This is a genomic window from Alcanivorax sp. IL2 (assembly GCF_047495475.1).
Classification (GTDB): domain Bacteria; phylum Pseudomonadota; class Gammaproteobacteria; order Pseudomonadales; family Alcanivoracaceae; genus Alcanivorax.
Genome location: NZ_CP179932.1, coordinates 619,612 through 636,626, shown reverse-complemented (window position 1 = coordinate 636,626; position 17,015 = coordinate 619,612). Strand labels below are relative to the sequence as shown.

At 59.9% G+C, this 17,015-nt stretch carries 14 protein-coding genes; 4 read left to right on the top strand and 10 right to left on the bottom strand.

The window, feature by feature from the left end; all coding sequences use genetic code 11:
* Positions 1-8 precede the first annotated feature (8 nt).
* From ACMG4N_RS02940 to mnmG, 9 genes are all read right to left on the bottom strand, one after another.
* Positions 9-479 carry a F0F1 ATP synthase subunit B gene (locus tag ACMG4N_RS02940; protein WP_035245638.1) on the bottom strand — a complete coding sequence of 157 codons (471 nt, stop codon included), beginning with the start codon at positions 477-479 and terminating at the stop codon, positions 9-11.
* Between the two features lie 64 nt (positions 480-543).
* Positions 544-765, bottom strand: a complete 222-nt coding sequence (gene atpE / locus ACMG4N_RS02935; RefSeq protein WP_007151035.1) for a F0F1 ATP synthase subunit C — start codon at positions 763-765, stop codon at positions 544-546.
* A gap of 56 nt (positions 766-821) precedes the next feature.
* A complete protein-coding gene (gene atpB, locus ACMG4N_RS02930; RefSeq protein ID WP_035245639.1) occupies positions 822-1,730 on the bottom strand; it encodes a F0F1 ATP synthase subunit A in 909 nt (302 codons plus the stop codon).
* A 35-nt stretch (positions 1,731-1,765) separates the two neighbouring features.
* Positions 1,766-2,194, bottom strand: a complete 429-nt coding sequence (locus ACMG4N_RS02925; RefSeq protein ID WP_297767750.1) for an ATP synthase subunit I — start codon at positions 2,192-2,194, stop codon at positions 1,766-1,768.
* 253 nt (positions 2,195-2,447) lie between these two features.
* A complete protein-coding gene (locus ACMG4N_RS02920) occupies positions 2,448-3,551 on the bottom strand; it encodes a hypothetical protein (protein ID WP_297767745.1) in 1,104 nt (367 codons plus the stop codon).
* A 31-nt stretch (positions 3,552-3,582) separates the two neighbouring features.
* The gene (locus ACMG4N_RS02915) at positions 3,583-4,503 is read right to left on the bottom strand and encodes a ParB/RepB/Spo0J family partition protein (RefSeq protein WP_297767742.1); all 921 of its coding nucleotides are present in this window, start codon (positions 4,501-4,503) and stop codon (positions 3,583-3,585) included.
* 13 nt (positions 4,504-4,516) lie between these two features.
* The gene (locus ACMG4N_RS02910) at positions 4,517-5,314 is read right to left on the bottom strand and encodes a ParA family protein (RefSeq protein WP_297767740.1); all 798 of its coding nucleotides are present in this window, start codon (positions 5,312-5,314) and stop codon (positions 4,517-4,519) included.
* 34 nt (positions 5,315-5,348) lie between these two features.
* A complete protein-coding gene (gene rsmG / locus ACMG4N_RS02905) occupies positions 5,349-5,981 on the bottom strand; it encodes a 16S rRNA (guanine(527)-N(7))-methyltransferase RsmG (protein ID WP_035245652.1) in 633 nt (210 codons plus the stop codon).
* A complete protein-coding gene (gene mnmG / locus ACMG4N_RS02900; RefSeq protein WP_414432883.1) occupies positions 5,978-7,873 on the bottom strand; it encodes a tRNA uridine-5-carboxymethylaminomethyl(34) synthesis enzyme MnmG in 1,896 nt (631 codons plus the stop codon). The genes rsmG and mnmG overlap by 4 nt, the downstream gene beginning before the upstream one ends.
* 377 nt (positions 7,874-8,250) lie before the next feature.
* Here mnmG and ACMG4N_RS02895 point away from each other — a divergent pair, with 377 nt between their 5' ends.
* The 3 genes from ACMG4N_RS02895 (at position 8,251) to ACMG4N_RS02885 (ending at position 13,136) form a co-directional block, all read left to right on the top strand.
* Positions 8,251-9,951, top strand: coding sequence for a potassium/proton antiporter (locus tag ACMG4N_RS02895; protein ID WP_297767732.1), 1,701 nt, complete (start codon positions 8,251-8,253; stop codon positions 9,949-9,951).
* A 174-nt stretch (positions 9,952-10,125) separates the two neighbouring features.
* Positions 10,126-10,935 (top strand): SDR family NAD(P)-dependent oxidoreductase, encoded by an 810-nt coding sequence (locus ACMG4N_RS02890; protein ID WP_414432882.1) that lies wholly within the window; start codon positions 10,126-10,128, stop codon positions 10,933-10,935.
* A 386-nt stretch (positions 10,936-11,321) separates the two neighbouring features.
* Positions 11,322-13,136 (top strand): acyl-CoA dehydrogenase C-terminal domain-containing protein, encoded by a 1,815-nt coding sequence (locus ACMG4N_RS02885; protein WP_297767725.1) that lies wholly within the window; start codon positions 11,322-11,324, stop codon positions 13,134-13,136.
* 360 nt (positions 13,137-13,496) lie between these two features.
* Here the strand turns inward: ACMG4N_RS02885 and ACMG4N_RS02880 are convergent, their stop codons facing one another.
* On the bottom strand, positions 13,497-15,095 hold the full coding sequence (locus tag ACMG4N_RS02880) for an isocitrate lyase (protein ID WP_297767723.1): 1,599 nt from the start codon (positions 15,093-15,095) through the stop codon (positions 13,497-13,499).
* Positions 15,096-15,576: 481 nt separating this feature from the next.
* Here ACMG4N_RS02880 and ACMG4N_RS02875 point away from each other — a divergent pair, with 481 nt between their 5' ends.
* Positions 15,577-16,950 (top strand): WS/DGAT/MGAT family O-acyltransferase, encoded by a 1,374-nt coding sequence (locus tag ACMG4N_RS02875; protein WP_297767720.1) that lies wholly within the window; start codon positions 15,577-15,579, stop codon positions 16,948-16,950.
* Positions 16,951-17,015 lie beyond the last annotated feature (65 nt).

Here is a 17,015-nt window from a genome sequence, read left to right as displayed (position 1 = left end):
CCGTAGTCTCAGAGTTCAGCCGCCAGCTGCTCAAGCATCTGCTTGTGCGCGTCCTGGTTTACTTCGCCAGCCAGTACCTTCTCGGCACCGCTCAGCGCCAGGGCCGCCACTTCTTTACGCAGCTGCTCACGAGCCTGATTAACCTCTTGGTCAATCTCAGAGTGGGCTTTGGCTACCAGACGCTCACCTTCGGTGCGCGCTGCATCTTTAGCCTCTTCCACAATCTGATTAGCCCGACGATTGGCCTGATCAATAATTTCGGCCGCCTTCTCTTTCGCTTCTTTGAGATTGGCGGTCGCCTTTTCCTGCGCCAGTTCCAGATCACGCTCTGCCCGATCCGCGGCACTCAGGCCCTCGGCAATCTTCTGCTTACGTTCCTCGAGCGCCCGAGAAATCGGAGGCCAAACGAACTTCATGCAGAAGAACACAAACAGGGCAAACCAAATGGCCTGGCCAATTAGTGTCGCATTAATATTCATGCCAACACCTCAATCCGCGTTGCTTAGATTTCCCAAAATCGGGGCTTAAAAAGTAAAGCGCGATTTACTGGAAAATCAGCAGGAACGCGATGGCGATACAGATAATCGGCACAGCATCCAGCAGACCGGCGATGATGAACATGCGAGTTTGCAGCATCGGAGCCAGTTCAGGCTGACGAGCCACAGACTCCAGGAAACGACCACCCATCATGCCGAAGCCCAGACCTGCGCCGATGGCCGCCAGGCCAGCTACGATAGCAGCAGCAAGAAATTGAATGCCTTCCATCTTTACACTCCCGTTAAGTGCTTGGTTGGTTTAATTAAAAACCGGTTTAAAAAAACTTAGTGCTCTTCGACCGCCATGCTCAGATACACGATGGTCAGAACCATGAAGATAAATGCCTGCAGGGTGATTACCAGAATATGGAATACCGCCCAGGGCCAGGCACCTACGAACTGCCAGGTGCCCATCATGGCTGCCAGCAGAATAAACACAAACTCACCCGCGTACATGTTACCGAACAGTCGCAGGCCCAGAGATACCGGCTTGGCCAGCAGAGCAATGGTTTCCAGCAGCAGGTTCACCGGGATCAGAAGTGCTTTGACCACCGGGTTGCCGGATTCAAAAGGATGCAGTGCCAGAGTTCCGACAAATCCGCCCACACCTTTGGTTTTGATGGTGAGGAAGATGATCAGGAACATTACGCTAAATGACATGCCAAGAGTAATGTTCGGATCCGTGGTCGGAACAATCTTGAAGTAGGCTTCGTGAGCGCTCCAGCCGAAGAAGCTCACCATTACCCACTCAAATGTCTTCGGGATAAAGTCCACAGGGACCAGATCCATCAGGTTCATCAGGAAGACCCAGCAGAAGATCACCAGTGACAGCGGGGCGATCAGCTTGCTCTTGCCATGGAAAGAGTCGCGAACCTGGGTATCAATAAACTCGATAATGATTTCCACGAAATTAAGGAAACCGGAAGGAATGCCGGCGGTCGCCTTGCGAGCGCCCAGCCAGAACAACAGGCACATGATAATGCCGAGGCCGCCAGACCACACCAGAGAGTCCACGTGAAAGGCGGCGAAGCCCATGTCTTTGGCTTCGTTACCGTTACAGGCGAAGGTCCAGGTAGTCTCGGTCAGCGTCTCCGCGTGACCATGGCATTCACGGACATACCCTTCGGGCAGTTTGCCATAGGTCAGATTACCCAGATGGTGCTTGATATACTCGCCGGCGGAGTTCGCTGCCATGTCAAACCTCTGTTAGAGAGCCGATGCCTACAGTCTCAGTCGTCTTGACTGTCTTGTTCTGCCGCTGTTTGCCCGTCCAGGCGTGCCACCTGAACCCAGCCCACGATCTGGGTCAGCATGAAGCCCAGCAGCAGAACCATTGCAATCTTCATTTCCCGCGCTTCAGGGACCTTGGAGAAAGTGAGCCAGAACAGCAACAACATAATTGCGATCTTGCCCATCTCTGCCCGAATCGCCGCTGTCGCCATGCGTTTCGGTGCGCGGTTACCGGGGTGCATCCATAATTGAAAGCCGCCCCAGGCGTATGCGATCAGGCTGATAGTGCCTCCCCAGGCCGCTACCAGACCGGCCAGCGTACCGGCCAGGGAAGTTACCAGCAGCGCGAATATCACCAGCGTTGCAAGCTGGGCGCGCATTAAGCCCCAGAACAAGGTTCTGTTGGGCTGAAATTCGTTGCTGGTCACCGTAAAGCCTCTGGGCCGATGCAAGTCGATGCCGCACCAGGCGCAAGGTCATGGCACCCCTGATCTTTAGCGCGGCGAAGTATATGGAGTTGGCAGGCCACTGGCAACCGTGCAGGGCGGATTGTTAGTCAATGTCAGAGCAATTGCGGAAGGGAAAAGTGGTGAGAACGGGGCCACGCCCAATATGAACCTGATTCACGCATTTTGGTAAACATTAAAATTCTTTTGTTTACCGGTCCGCAAAAGCCATCCGCTATGGCCTGGCAGGCAAAATCGACGCCAGGGCGGCAAGCTGATCCCGGTCGCCATGGACCGCCAGCACCGGCCAGATGGCTTCTACCATGGCCGTCGCTTCATCGGTCTGCCGCAGCCGCAGCAGGACACGCGCCGCATCTCCGGCGACCATGGCCAGGGTGCACCACACCGCTGGGTTGCCGGCCAGCGCTTCCAGCCGGTCAAGGGCCTCGCGCAGGTGTGAAGCCGCTGGCTCATAGCGCCCCTGGCGCAATGCCACAATCCCTTCCACCCAGGGCACAAAGGCATCGCCATATTCCGGCAGTAACGCCGGGTCTACCTCGAGCAGCAGGCAGTGGGCGCGGGCTGCGGAGCCGTAGCGGGCTTCCATCAGGGCATAGTCCAGGGTCTGGCTGGGATCCTGCTGCGAGGCCGCCACGGCCTCGCGATGGCAGCATAGCTGCGCCTCATGCTCACCCGCCGCCAGGTAGACCCGCGCCTGCTGGGCGGCATACATGCCCGGCATCAACATATCCATGACCGGCTGCCAGGGGGCGAGGGTACCGAGTGCCTCGTCGGTATCACCGACCCTCGCCTGCACACAGGCGCGCTGCACGGTCAATTCCATGGCCACGGACTCATCGCGGATACGGCGACTCAGGCGGTCACCCAGAGAGGTAGCTTTCTGCCAGTGGCCCAGGGCGATGGCGGACAGCATGGCATCAAAATCCCGGGCGTCGCGGTATTTCCACAGGGAGATGGCCGCCGCTGTCAGGGGCAGAAGCAACAACAGACCGGCCCAGAATCGATAGTCGGCCAGCCACAGGAGCACCGCTCCGGGCACGGCCAACAGCCAGAGCAGCCAGGTTTGCTTGAGCAGCATCAACAGGAAGGGGAGCAGCCCGTGACGGGCCTGGAAATAGTGGCGTAGTTCGGCGTAGTTCCGATCCCCCAGTCCGCGGGTATCCAGGGGCATGGCGGCGCTCATGGCATCGTTCTGCAGACGCACGGACTGCAGACCCTGCTCCTTGAGCAAGGTCAGCGCCTCAGCGGCGCTAGCCGCATCCTGAATACCGGAAACCGGTTTGCCGTCGGCCTCGGCCCGGTAAAGAAACCGCCCCACTATACCCTCCCTGGATTATACGCCGGACGTGTTACTTGATATGGGCCAGGATGCCGTCCAGTTCATCCAGGTTGTTATAACTGATCACCAGCTTGCCCTTGTTGCCCTGGCCCTGCTGGATCTGCACCGGCGCTCCCAGACGATCGGACAAGTCGCCGATCAGTGCTTTCACGTTGGGATCTTCCTTGGGCGGTGCCGGTTTGGCGGGTTTGGCTTTTTCGAAATCACGGACCAGCTCTTCGGTCTGACGCACGGACAACCCTTTGGCCACCACGGTGCGCGCCGCTTCCACCTGTTTGTTGCCGGTCAGCGCCAGCAGCGCTCGGGCATGGCCCATTTCCAGGTCGCCGTGCTCGAGCAGCTTCTTGACGTCGGATTCCAGGCTCATCAGGCGCAGCAGGTTGGTGACCATGGCGCGGGATTTGCCCACCGCGTCGGCCACCTGCTGGTGGGTCAGCCCGAATTCCTCCTTCAGGCGCCCCAGGGCGATGGCCTCTTCCATGGGATTGAGGTTTTCCCGCTGGATGTTCTCGATCAGCGCCATGGCGATGGCGGCTTCGTCGGGCACCTCGCGGATTACCGCGGGAATGGTGTCCAGCTCGGCCATCTTGGCGGCACGCCAGCGGCGTTCACCGGCAATGATCTCGTAGCGCTTTTCGCCGAGAGGACGCACCACAATGGGCTGCATGACCCCCTGGGCGCGAATGGACTCGGCCAGCTCTTCCAGGGCATCCGGGGACATGTCACGGCGCGGCTGGTAACGACCGCGCTCCATGCAATCTACCGGCAGGTGCCGCAGCTCGCCGTCACGGGGGGGATATTCCACACCGCTGACTCGGTCTTCCTCCTCCTGCTTGATGCGCACTTCGTCCTGGTGCTGCTGGTAGGATTCGCTGCTGCTGAGCAGGGCATCCAGGCCCTTGCTGAGACCGCGTTTACGCTTTGCCGCCATGATGTTTCGTTCCTTATGAAGCTGCTGCAGGCTGGGCCTTGAGGGCCTGCTCACGACGCAGGATCTCACCGGCCAATGCCAGATAGCTGACCGCACCGCGGGATTTCGGATCGTAGGTGATCACCGGCGCACCGTGGCTGGGCGCTTCCGCCAGCCGCACGTTGCGCGGAATGATGGTGCGATACACCTTGTCGCCGAAGTGGCTGATCAACTGGTTGGACACATCGTTGGACAGGCTGTTGCGCGGGTCGTACATGGTGCGCAGCAGGCCGCCGATGTGCAGCTTGGGATTGAGGACCGAGCGGATCTTTTCGATGGTGTTCATCAGCGCGGTCAGACCTTCCAGGGCGTAGTACTCGCACTGGATCGGCACGATCACCGAATCCGCCGCCGTCAACGCATTGACGGTGAGCATGTTCAGGGACGGCGGGCAATCGATGAGGATGTAATCGTAGTCGTCACGGATCCGCGCCAGCGCATTACGCAGGCGGAATTCCTTGGACTTCAGGTCCAGCATCTGGACTTCGGCGGCAGTCAGGTCGCCGTTGGCGGCGATCAGGGCAAAGCCGGACTCTTCCGGCGTACCGGTAACCGCCTGCTCGATGGGCACGTCATCGCAGAGCACATCGTAGATAGTGTAATCCGTCTCGAACTTGTCTACCCCGGAGCCGGTGGTGGCATTGCCCTGCGGGTCGATATCCACCAGCAACACTTTCTTGCGGGTGGCTGCCAGCGACGCCGCCAGGTTCACACTGCTGGTGGTCTTCCCCACGCCGCCTTTCTGGTTCGCTACGGCAAATACGGTGGTCACTGCTGTCTCCTTATGGAGGCCACCCCGGTGGCCTTCAATCGCTGCGCTGTTGTACCACCACCAGTGTCCTGGGCTCATCGAGCCCGGGAATGTTCAGACTATGGTGGTTGCCTTGCCAGTGCGGCGGCATGGTCGCCAATTCCCGCTCTGTGCTGGCCGCTTTCATGGCCAGTACCCGGGTATTATCGGTAATTATCGGCGCCATGAGTGCCAGCATGTCCGACAAGGAGGCAAAGGCACGGCAAATTATCTGTGATGGGCTCTTACCGTACTGTTCCACGCGGGCGTGCACAACCTCCACGTTGTCCAGCCCCAGCTCGCGACGGGCCTGGCGCACGAAGCGGGTTTTCTTGCCGTTGGAATCCAGCAGGGTAAAGGCCTGATCCGGCCGCGATACGGCGAGAATAATCCCTGGAATGCCGGCACCGGTGCCCACGTCCAGGGTGTCGGTGTCGGCCACGTAAGGCAGCACCGCCAGGGAATCGAGCAGATGACGGGTGACCATCTCCGCCGGATCGCGAATGGCGGTGAGGTTGTAGGCCTGGTTCCACTTCACCAACAGGTCCACATACGCCAGCAGCAGGCGCTGCTGGTCATCACTGAGGGACAGGCCCAGGGCGTCAACGCCCCGAGCCAGAGTATCGGATAAGGTTGTGGAAAGGCTCATGCCTGCTGGGCCGCCTTCTGCTGGTGCTGGTGTTTTTTCAGATAGATCATCAGCAGGGAAATCGCCGCCGGGGTCACCCCGGGAATCCGGCCCGCCTGACCCAGGGTCTCGGGGCGGATATCGCCGAGCTTCTGCTTCACCTCGTTGGACAAGCCTTTCACCTGACCATAATCGAAGTCGTCCGGCAGCCGGGTGGTTTCCGCCGCCCGCAGCTTCTCGATTTCGTCGCTCTGACGGTCGATATAGCCGGCATACTTGGCGAGGATTTCCATCTGCTCGATCACTGCCGCGTCCGGGCGGTCGTCCAGCGCCACCGCGTCCGCCAGGGTGGCATAGCTCAACTCCGGGCGCTTGAGCAGATCCAGCAGGCTGTATTCGTGGGTCAGCGGCTTCTCGATCAGGGTATTCACCGCCTCGGCCTGGGGCGTTTTCGGCTGCACCCAGGTGCTTTTCAGGCGCTGCTCCTCTTTCACCATGCCCTCGCGCTTGGCGTTGAAGGCGGCCCAGCGCTCGTCGTCCACCAGGCCCAGCTCACGGCCTTTTTCGGTGAGGCGCAGGTCGGCATTGTCCTCACGCAGCAGCAAGCGGTATTCCGCCCGGCTGGTGAACATGCGGTAGGGCTCCTGGGTGCCCATGGTGATCAGGTCATCCACCAGCACGCCGATGTAGGCCTCATCGCGACGGGGCGTCCAGGCATCTTTCTCCTGACTTAACCGCGCCGCGTTCAGGCCCGCCAGCAACCCCTGGGCACCGGCTTCTTCGTAGCCGGTGGTGCCATTGATCTGACCGGCAAAGAACAGGCCCGGCATGTGCTTGGTCTCAAGGCTGTGCTTGAGATCCTGGGGATTGAAGTAGTCGTATTCGATGGCGTAGCCCGGCCGGGTGATATGGGCGTTCTCGAAACCACGGATGGAACGCACCGCCTGCAGCTGCACATCGAAGGGCAGGCTGGTGGAGATGCCGTTGGGATACAGCTCGTGGGTATCCAGCCCTTCCGGCTCCACAAAGATCTGGTGGCTGTCCTTGTCCGGGTAGCGGTTCACCTTGTCCTCGATGGACGGGCAATAGCGTGGCCCGACCCCGTCGATCACACCGGTGAACATGGGGCTGCGATCAAAGCCGCTGCGGATGATATCGTGGGTCTGGGCATTGGTGTGGGTGATGTAGCAGCACACCTGCTGCGGGTGCTCTTCCACCTTGCCCAGGTAGCTCATCACCGGCAGCGGGCTGTCGCCCCACTGCTCCTGCATCACGGAAAAATCCACCGTCTTGCCGTCGATGCGCGGCGGCGTGCCGGTTTTCAGGCGGTCGACCCGGAACGGCAGTTCGCGCAGGCGACGGGCCAGGGCATTGGAGGGCTGATCGCCGGCGCGGCCGCCCTGGTGGTTATCCAGGCCGATATGAATGACGCCGCCCAGGAAGGTGCCGGCGGTGAGCACTACCGCATCGGCCACAAAGCGCAGGCCCATATTGGTGACCACGCCGACGCAGCGGCCGTTTTCCACAATCAGGTCGTCCACCGCCTGCTGGAACAGGGTCAGGTTGGGCTGGTTTTCCAGGGTGGCGCGGATGGCGGCCTTGTAACGGACCCGATCCGCCTGGGCGCGGGTGGCCCGCACCGCCGGGCCCTTGCGAGCGTTGAGCACGCGGAACTGGATGCCCCCTTTATCGGTGGCACGGGCCATGGCGCCGCCCAGGGCGTCGATTTCCCGCACCAGGTGGCTCTTGCCGATGCCGCCGATGGCCGGGTTGCAGCTCATCTGACCCAGGGTTTCGATATTGTGAGTCAGCAGCAGGGTGGAGACGCCCATGCGCGCGGACGCCAACGCCGCCTCGGTGCCGGCATGGCCGCCGCCGATCACAATCACACCAAATCGCTGGGAAAAATCCATCTCAACACTCGCCTTGCAGGGGTCTGCTGTTCAAAATATAGCCAGAAGGGCGCGCTAGTATAATGGCAATGCTTCACGCTGCAAGCATCGCGCAACCCACCTTGCCGTAGGCGCGGTCGCTGGCGGCGCGATTGAAGAAGTCGCGAGTAACGAGGTACGAGTTACGAAAGGCATAAACCCGGTATTCGGGAAGGTCCGGTTTTCGCTTCTCGCAACTCGTACCTCGCAACTGAGGTGATCGCGCCGCCAGCAGCGTTATTCGCTCTGCGCCTACCGAAACATACCCGGCGCGACTCAACCTCTGCCATGTAGCGTGCAGCGCGTTGCGTGTAAGCTATTCTACTATAGAACCCTGATTCTCTTGGCATGGATTCCGCTTGGACTCTCTGAACCTGTTTCTTCTTATCGGCACCGGCCTGATGTTTACCGGCCTGCTGCTGGGCTCGCTGAGTGCCCGGTTCGGGGTGCCGTCGCTGCTGATTTTCCTGGTGGTGGGCATGCTCGCCGGCGAGGACGGCATCGGCGGTATCCAGTTCGATGATTTCTCCACCGCCTATGTGATCGGCAATATTGCCTTGGCAGTCATCCTGCTCGACGGCGGCCTGCGCACCCGGCTCAGCACTTTCAGGCTGGGCCTGAAGCCGGCTCTCAGCCTGGCCACCTTTGGCGTCGCCATTTCCGCCGCCCTGGTGGGGGCCTTTGCCACCTGGATGATGGGCGTGGACTGGCGGGTGGGGCTGCTGCTGGGCGGCATTATTGGCTCCACCGATGCGGCGGCGGTGTTCAGCGTGATCAAGGGCGCCGGGGTGACGCTGAATGAACGGGTGGCCAGCACCCTGGAAATCGAATCCGGGCTTAACGACCCCATGGCCATCTTTATCACCCTGATGCTGGTGGGGCTGCTGGTGGACCCCGCGGCCGACTGGGGTGTGGGCATGCTGTGGACCCTGCTGCAACAGTTCGGCCTGGGCGCCCTGCTCGGCTTGTTGCTGGGTGCGGTGATCAGTGAGCTGCTGCTCAGGGTACGCAGCAATGAAGGCCTGCATGCCCTGCTGCTGTGCAGTGGCGGCGCCATGGTGTTCGCGCTCACCAACCTGGTGGGCGGCTCCGGCTTTCTGGCCATCTATCTCACCGGCCTGGTGGCGGGAAACCGCCGCGGTGGCACCGGCGACAATGTGCTCAAGGCCATGGATTCCATGGCATGGCTGGCCCAGTCGGGCATGTTCCTGATTCTCGGTCTGCTGGTGACGCCGTCCCGGCTGACCGAAAACCTGCCCTGGGCCCTGGCGGTAGCGGCCTTCCTGATGCTGCTGGCGCGCCCCATCGCCGTGTGGGTAAGCCTGCTGCCGTTCCGCTTCACCTGGCGGGAGGAAACCTTTATCGCCTGGACCGGCCTGCGCGGGGCGGTGCCCATTGTCCTGGCGGTGTTCCCGTTGCTGGCCGGGGTGGAACAGACCTACCTGCTGTTCGATATCACCCTGGTGGTGGTGCTGATTTCCCTGCTCGGCCAGGGCGCCAGCCTGCGCTATGTGGCGCGCAAACTGAAAGTGTCGGTGCCGCCCACCACCGAACCGAAACAGATGGTGCCACTGGCCGCGCCGCGGGATCGCTATCTGATGCAATTCGAGGTGGAAGCCGGTGCCCGGGCCGTGGGCAAACCCCTGGCGGAACTCAGCGAAGACAAACGCACCCCGCTGATCCTCTACCGCAATCAACACGTGCTCAGCCTTAGCGACAACCCGGATATCGAAGCCGGCGACCTGATCGCCTGGCTGGCGCCCCTGTCCCATAAGTCCGGCCTGTCCGACCTGTGCCACAAGATGAGCAACGACGAGAAACGCTATTACGGCGATTTCACCGTGCTCGGCAAGACACCGGTGGCCCAGTTGATCGCCATCTACGGCGTAGACCCCCCGCCGCCGCTCTGGCAAGGGCTCACCGTGGCGGAGCTGTTTACCAAACAGGTAGGCAAGCAGACCGTGGTCGGTGATACGGTTCGTGTCAGCGGCCTGCGCTTGCGGGCCCGCTCGGTGGAAGATGGCAAGGTGGTGCTGGTCGGCTTGAAGCTGCCGGGATAAAGAGTTGCAAGTTACAAGTTGAAAGTTTCAAAGCGCGAGCCGGGATATTCTTGGCTCGTAGCATCGTGCCCGCGCACCTGCATTTCATCGCGGGCACAGCACAACAGAACACTTCAACCGGTATCGCGTTGCAACTTTAGACTTGAAACTTGTAACTCAAAACAAGGATGACCCATGGCCCGTTTCGAAAAGCATCGCATTCTGATCACTGGCGCCGGTGCCGGCATTGGCGCCTTGATGGCCGAGGAATTTGCCAAACAGGGCGCAGAAGTCATCGTTACCGCCCGGCGCATCAGCGCGGCTCGTGAAGTCACCGATCGCATCCAGGCCGCCGGCGGCAAGGCGCATCCCTATGTACTGGATGTGAGCAAGATTGCCTCCATCGCCAAATTCCGCGACAAGCTGCACCATGAAGTGGGCCCCATCACCAGCCTGATCAATAACGCCGGGGTGGTGTTCGGTGGCGAGTTCGAGACCGTCGAACTGGAACAGCACCTGAACACCTTCCGGGTGAACAGCGAAGGCCTGATGGCCACTACCCATGCGTTCCTGGAAGACCTGATTCAGGCCAGCGAGGCTTTCCTGGTCAACATCGCCAGTGCCTCTGCCTTTATCGGCCTGCCCTACGGCAGCACCTATGCGGCCAGCAAATGGGCGGTGGTGGGCTTCTCGGAATCCCTTCGGCTGGAACTGGCGGTACGCAAGATCAAGCATGTGCACGTCACCAGCGTTTGCCCCAGCTATATCTCCACCGGCATGTTCGACGGCGTGAAGACGCCGCTGTTCTCTCCCATGCTGACCCCGAAAAAGGTGGTGAAAAGCATCATGCGGGGCATGCAGAAGAAAGACGCCTTTGTCATCGAACCGCCCATGGCCAAGTCCGTGGAACTGATGAAAGCCCTGCTCCCCCAGGGCATCTGGGACGAAGTGGCGCGACGGACCGGGGTGTCCACGTCTATGTATAGCTGGAAAGGAAAGAAATAACGTCCAACTATAAAAACCCCCTGACTACGTAGCCGCTGTAGGAGCTATGCTTGCATGGCGAACCGCACGCAGTGCGGAATCGGCCGAAGGGCGATCTTGGTGTTGGCGTTGCGGGAACGGTTTTCTGAGAGCAAGGCGAGGAACGGCAACGATTTCCTCGCTGTGGCTCGGTTCGCACCTCAAGCGGTGCTCCTACAGCGGCTTCGTAGAAAGGGTTGTGGTTACTTGAAGCTCAACATCCCGTGAACGCCCATTCACCCTAACGCCCGCCCGCGCCCGCCTTGACAGTCAATGTGTTTGCGCTTGAATTGCCGAACAATGCCCGCCCTGTTGCGCTGTCCGTTACTGACAGTTGAATCGATTTCTGCCTGACGAGGGTAACTGTTATGCCGACTTACAAGGCTCCCGTGCGCGATATGCGCTTTTTGATGAACGAAGTGCTCGATTTCGAAGGCCACTACAAGACTTTCCCGGAAGGCGAAGAAGCCACCCCGGATATGGTCGAAGCCATTATTGGCGAAATGGCCAAGCTGTGTGAAAACACCCTCGCGCCCCTGTACCAGAGCGGCGACGAAGAAGGCTGCAAGTTTGAAGATGGCGTGGTTACCACCCCGAAAGGCTACAAGGAAGCCTACGACGAGTTCGTGGCCGGCGGCTGGCAGGGTCTCAGCCACCCGGTGGAATTCGGCGGCCAGGGCCTGCCCGCGTCCCTGGGTCTGATCAAATCCGAAATGATGGCCACCGCCAACTGGTCCTTCACCATGTACCCGGGCCTGTCCATGGGTGCCATGAACACCATCCAGATGCACGGTTCCGAGCAGCAGCTCCAGGACTACATGGTCCCCATGACCGAAGGTATCTGGGGCGGCACCATGTGTCTGACCGAGCCGCAGTGCGGTACCGACCTGGGCCAGGTGAAAACCAAGGCCGAGCCGCAGAAAGATGGCTCCTACAAAATTTCCGGTACCAAGATCTTCATCTCTTCCGGTGAGCACGATCTGACCGAGAACATTGTCCACATCGTTCTCGCCCGCCTGCCCGATGCGCCGAAAGGCACCCGCGGCATCTCCCTGTTCATCGTGCCCAAGTACCTGCCGGGCAAGATCGGTGAAGATAACGGTGTGCACTGTGGTTCCCTGGAAAAGAAAATGGGCATCAAGGCATCCGCCACCTGCGTGATGAACTTCGACGAAGCCACCGGCTTTTTGATCGGCCCGGAAAACAAGGGCCTTGAGTGCATGTTCACCTTCATGAACACCGCGCGTATCGGTACCTCCATCCAGGGTCTGGCCCACGCCGAGCTGTCCTACCAGGGCGCCCTGACCTACGCCAAGGAGCGTAAGTCCATGCGCGCTCTGTCTGGCAAGAAAGAGCCGGATGCCATCGCCGACAGCCTGATCCACCACGGTGACGTGCGCCGCATGCTGCTCAAGCAGAAGGCCATCGCCGAGGGCGGTCGCGCCATGATCTACTTCGCCGCCCAGTACGCGGACAAGATGATCAGCGCAGCCCAGGCTGACAACGACGAAGAGTACCAGAAGTGGGATGACGAGCTGGGCTTCCTGACGCCGATCCTGAAAGGCTTCCTCACCGAGAAAGGTCTGGAAGTGGCCAACGACGGCATGCAGGTTTTCGGCGGCCACGGCTATATCAAAGAGCACGGCATGGAACAGATCGTCCGTGACGCGCGCATCTCCACCCTGTACGAAGGCACCACCGGCATCCAGGCACTGGATCTGCTGGGTCGTAAGGTCCTGCTGCTGACCAAGGGCAAGTGTGTTCGTGACTTCAGCAAGAAGCTGGTGGATTTCGGCACCAAGAACCTGCGTGATCCCAAGCTGCGTCCGTTCGCCTGGAAGCTGCTGAAGATCGCCGCCGAGTGGAACTACCTGACTACCCGCATCATGCTGGTGGCCTCCAAGGACCGCGATATCGTTTCCACCGCCAGCTACGACTTCCTGATGTACAGCGGCTACGCCATGATGGCCTACTTCTGGGCCCTGCAAGCCGGTGTTGCCCAGGACAAGCTGGAAAATGGCGGCGCAGAGCCGGCGGAGTTCTACCAGGCCAAGCTGGCCACCGCCGAGTTCTACTTCGATCGCATGCTGCCCTCTGCCAAGGCCCACGCGGATGCCGCGCTGAAGCCGACCAAGAGCACCATGCAGCTGAAGCCGGAACACTTCTCCTTCGATTACGAGTAAGGAGACGGTCGGACGTCGCTATACGCACGTCAGACACAGAAAAGGGCGGCCTTCGGGCCGCCCTTTTTTGTGGCCAACGCTGATACGCGAACACCTCCAGGTCATGGGAAAGCCCTCGTAGGAGCGCCGCTTGAGGCGCGAACCGAGCGCAGCGAGGCGACAAACCCTTCCCAACGCGGACGAGCATTTCTGGAGAAGAGCTGGCGTGCCTGATCCCCTATCCCCTGTGGGGATTTCCTTGCTTCGCGCCTCAAGCGGCGCTCCTGCGGCGGGTTTGGAAAGGAGACGGGTTTTTCAGGCACAAAAAAACGGCCCCCTTTCGGGGGCCGCCTTTTAAGACTTACCAGAATCTATCGAGACTTAGGTGTTCTCGAACTGACCCATGGTGTTGTCTTTACCGCCAGCTTTCAGTGCTGCTTCGCCGGAGAAGTACTCTTTGTGGTCATCACCGATGTTGGAACCGGCCATGTCCTGGTGCTTCACGGTAGCGATGCCCTGACGGATTTCCTTACGCTGAACGCCTGCAACGTAGGCCAGCATGCCTTCGTCACCGAAGTAGCCTTTAGCCAGGTTGTCAGTGGACAGAGCAACAGTGTGGTAGGTCGGCAGAGTGATCAGGTGGTGGAAGATACCTGCTTCACGGGACGCATCACGCTGGAAGTTCTTGGTCCACTCGTCAGCCAGCTCGGCCAGCTCAGTGCTGTCGTAGTCGGCGCTCATCAGACGATCGCGATCGTAGGCGGATACGTCTTTGCCTTCCTTCTCCCAGGCATCGAATACCTGCTGACGGAAGTTCAGGGTCCAGTTGAAGGACGGGCTGTTGTTGTAAACCAGCTTGGCGTCCGGCACCACTTCGCGGATACGGTTAACCATCTCTGCGATCTGGCCAACGTGCGGCTTCTCGGTTTCGATCCACAGCAGGTCAGCGCCGTTCTGCAGGCTGGTGATACAGTCCAGAACCACACGGTCAACACCGGTGCCGGCTTTGAACTGGAACAGGCCGGAAGCCAGACGCTTCGGCTTGAGCAGCTTGCCGTTGGACTTGATTACAACGTCACCGTTGTTGATGTCGCTAGCAGATTCAACCACGTCACCATCGAGGAACGCGTTGTACTGGTCGCCCAGGTCGCCCGGCTCGTTGGTTACAGCGATCTGCTTGGTCAGGCCAGCACCCAGGGAGTCGGTACGGGCAACGATTACGCCGTCGTCGATACCCAGCTCCAGGAACGCGTAACGCACAGCATTGATCTTGGACAGGAAGTCGGCGTGAGGAACGGTTACTTTACCGTCCTGGTGACCACACTGCTTCTCGTCGGAAACCTGGTTTTCGATCTGGATACAGCACGCGCCAGCTTCGATCAGCTGCTTGGCCATCAGGTAGGTGGCTTCCGGGTTACCGAAACCAGCATCGATGTCAGCGATGATCGGAACAACGTGAGTTTCGAAGTTGTCGATTTTGCTGATGATGTCTTTCTGCTTGGCTTCGTCGCCAGCTTCTTTGGCATCGTCCAGAGCGCGGAACAGGTGGTTCAGTTCCCAGGCGTCAGCCTGCTTCAGGAAGGTGTACAGCTCACGGATCAGGTCAGCAACAACGGTCTTCTCGTGCATGGACTGGTCAGGCAGCGGACCGAACTCGGAGCGCAGCGCAGCAACCATCCAGCCGGACAGGTACAGGTAACGGCCTTTGGTGGTACCGAAGTGCTTCTTGATGGAGATCAGCTTCTGCTGACCTACGAAGCCGTGCCAGCAACCCAGGGACTGGGTGTACTTGCTGGTGTCCTTGTCATAGGCCGCCATGTCTTCACGCATGATCTTGGCGTTGTACTTGGCGATGTCCAGATGCGTGTTGAAACGGTTTTGCAGACGCATGCGAACAGCAGATTCCGGGTTGATATCTTTCCAGGTGCTGTTGGCACCAACCACAGAACTCAGTGCTTCGATGTCTTTGGTGTATGACATGGTGAACCTCTGATTAACAAATTGGTTTATCGATACCGGGAGGGGCAACCCTGCTCATGCCAGACGGACACATGCCGGTCTACCGATGCGGCGCATTCTAGAGGCAGTAGACCCATAAACATAATCAATATGATCTATGTTCGGTATTTTCCTGGTGAATGTAAGGCGTATTTCGTAGCCTGCGCCGGTCATTTTGCTTGCCGCAACGACCTTGCCGACGGCGCCATCGCCCACCCGGCTTGCCAATCGACAACCCGGTCTTCAGGGTGGAGGTGTCTGTCCATTTTCCCGGACACACTGCCATTGATCAATGTTCCATCCGGCGGCATTTACCGCATCGCCCGCCGATTTACACCTTGCACACAGTGACCCGAATGCGGCTTTGCTACTATGATCTTCCCTTGGCATAGAGAGTGCATTGCCGTTATCAGGTAATTGTTGTGGTTGTGTTCAGGGATATAAAAATGACGAAGGGGACTCTATGAAAGCGCTTAGCCCGGTGGATCAACTTTTCCTGTGGCTGGAAAAACGCCAGCAGCCCATGCATGTAGCCGGTCTGCAGCTGTTTTCCTTCCCGGAAGATGCAGGCCCGAAATATGTCAGCGAGCTCGCCCGGCACATGCGCGACTACTGCTCCCCGGTGGCGCCGTTTAATCAGCGACTGACCCGGCGCCTGGGCCAGTATTACTGGACCGAGGACAAGCACTTCGACATCGACCATCACTTCCGCCACGAGGCCCTCCCCAAGCCGGGACGCATCCGTGAGCTGCTGTCGCTGGTTTCCGCCGAGCATTCCAACCTGCTGGACCGTGAGCGGCCGTTGTGGGAAGCCCATCTGATCGAAGGTATCCGCGGTCGTCAGTTCGCCCTCTATACCAAGATTCACCATTCCGTGGTGGATGGCATCTCTGCCATGCGCATGGGCATGCGCGCCCTGTCCACCGATCCGGATGAACGGGAACTGCCGCCGGTGTGGGCCTATGAGCCGAAAAAACGCAGCCGCTCACTGCCCAGCAACCCGGTGGATGTGGCCTCCAGCCTGGCGCGCCTCGGCGCAGGCCTGAGCAAACAGGCGGCCACCGTGCCGGGCCTCGCCCGCGAGATCTACAAGGTGAGCCAAAAAGCCAAAAAGGATGAGAACTATGTGTCCATCTTTCAGGCCCCGGACACCGTGTTCAACCAGACCGTTACCGGGTCACGCCGTTTTGCCGCGCAGAGCTATTCCCTGTCACGGCTGAAAGTCATCGCCAAGGCGTTCGGCTGTACCGTCAATACGGTGGTGCTGGCCATGTGCGGCCATGCCCTGCGTGAGTACATGATCAGCCAGAACGCCCTGCCCGACGAGCCGCTGATTGCCATGGTGCCCATGAGCCTGCGTCAGGATGACAGCGCTGGGGGCAACCAGATCGGCATGATCCTGGCCAACCTGGGCACCCACATCTGCGACCCGGCCAACCGGTTGCGGGTGGTACACGACTCGGTACAGGAAGCGAAAGAGCGCTTCTCGCAGATGAGCCCGGAGGAAATCCTCAACTTCACCGCCCTGACCATGGCCCCCACCGGTCTCAACCTGCTCACCGGGCTGGCACCGAAATGGCGAGCCTTTAATGTGGTGATCTCCAACGTGCCCGGACCGAAGGAGCCGCTGTACTGGAATGGGGCCAAGCTGAAAGGCATGTATCCGGTGTCCATCGTGCTGGATCGCATCGCCCTCAACATCACCCTGACCAGCTATCAGGATCAGCTGGAATTCGGCCTGATTGCCTGCCGTCGCACCCTGCCTTCCATGCAGCGACTGCTGGACTATCTGGAGCAGTCCATCCGTGAGCTGGAGATTGCGGCGGGGATTAAATAACCCCGCCCCCAGAGCCACGTGGTTGGTGGCGCAGACAGAGCAACACTCCTGCATTTTCCCGGAGA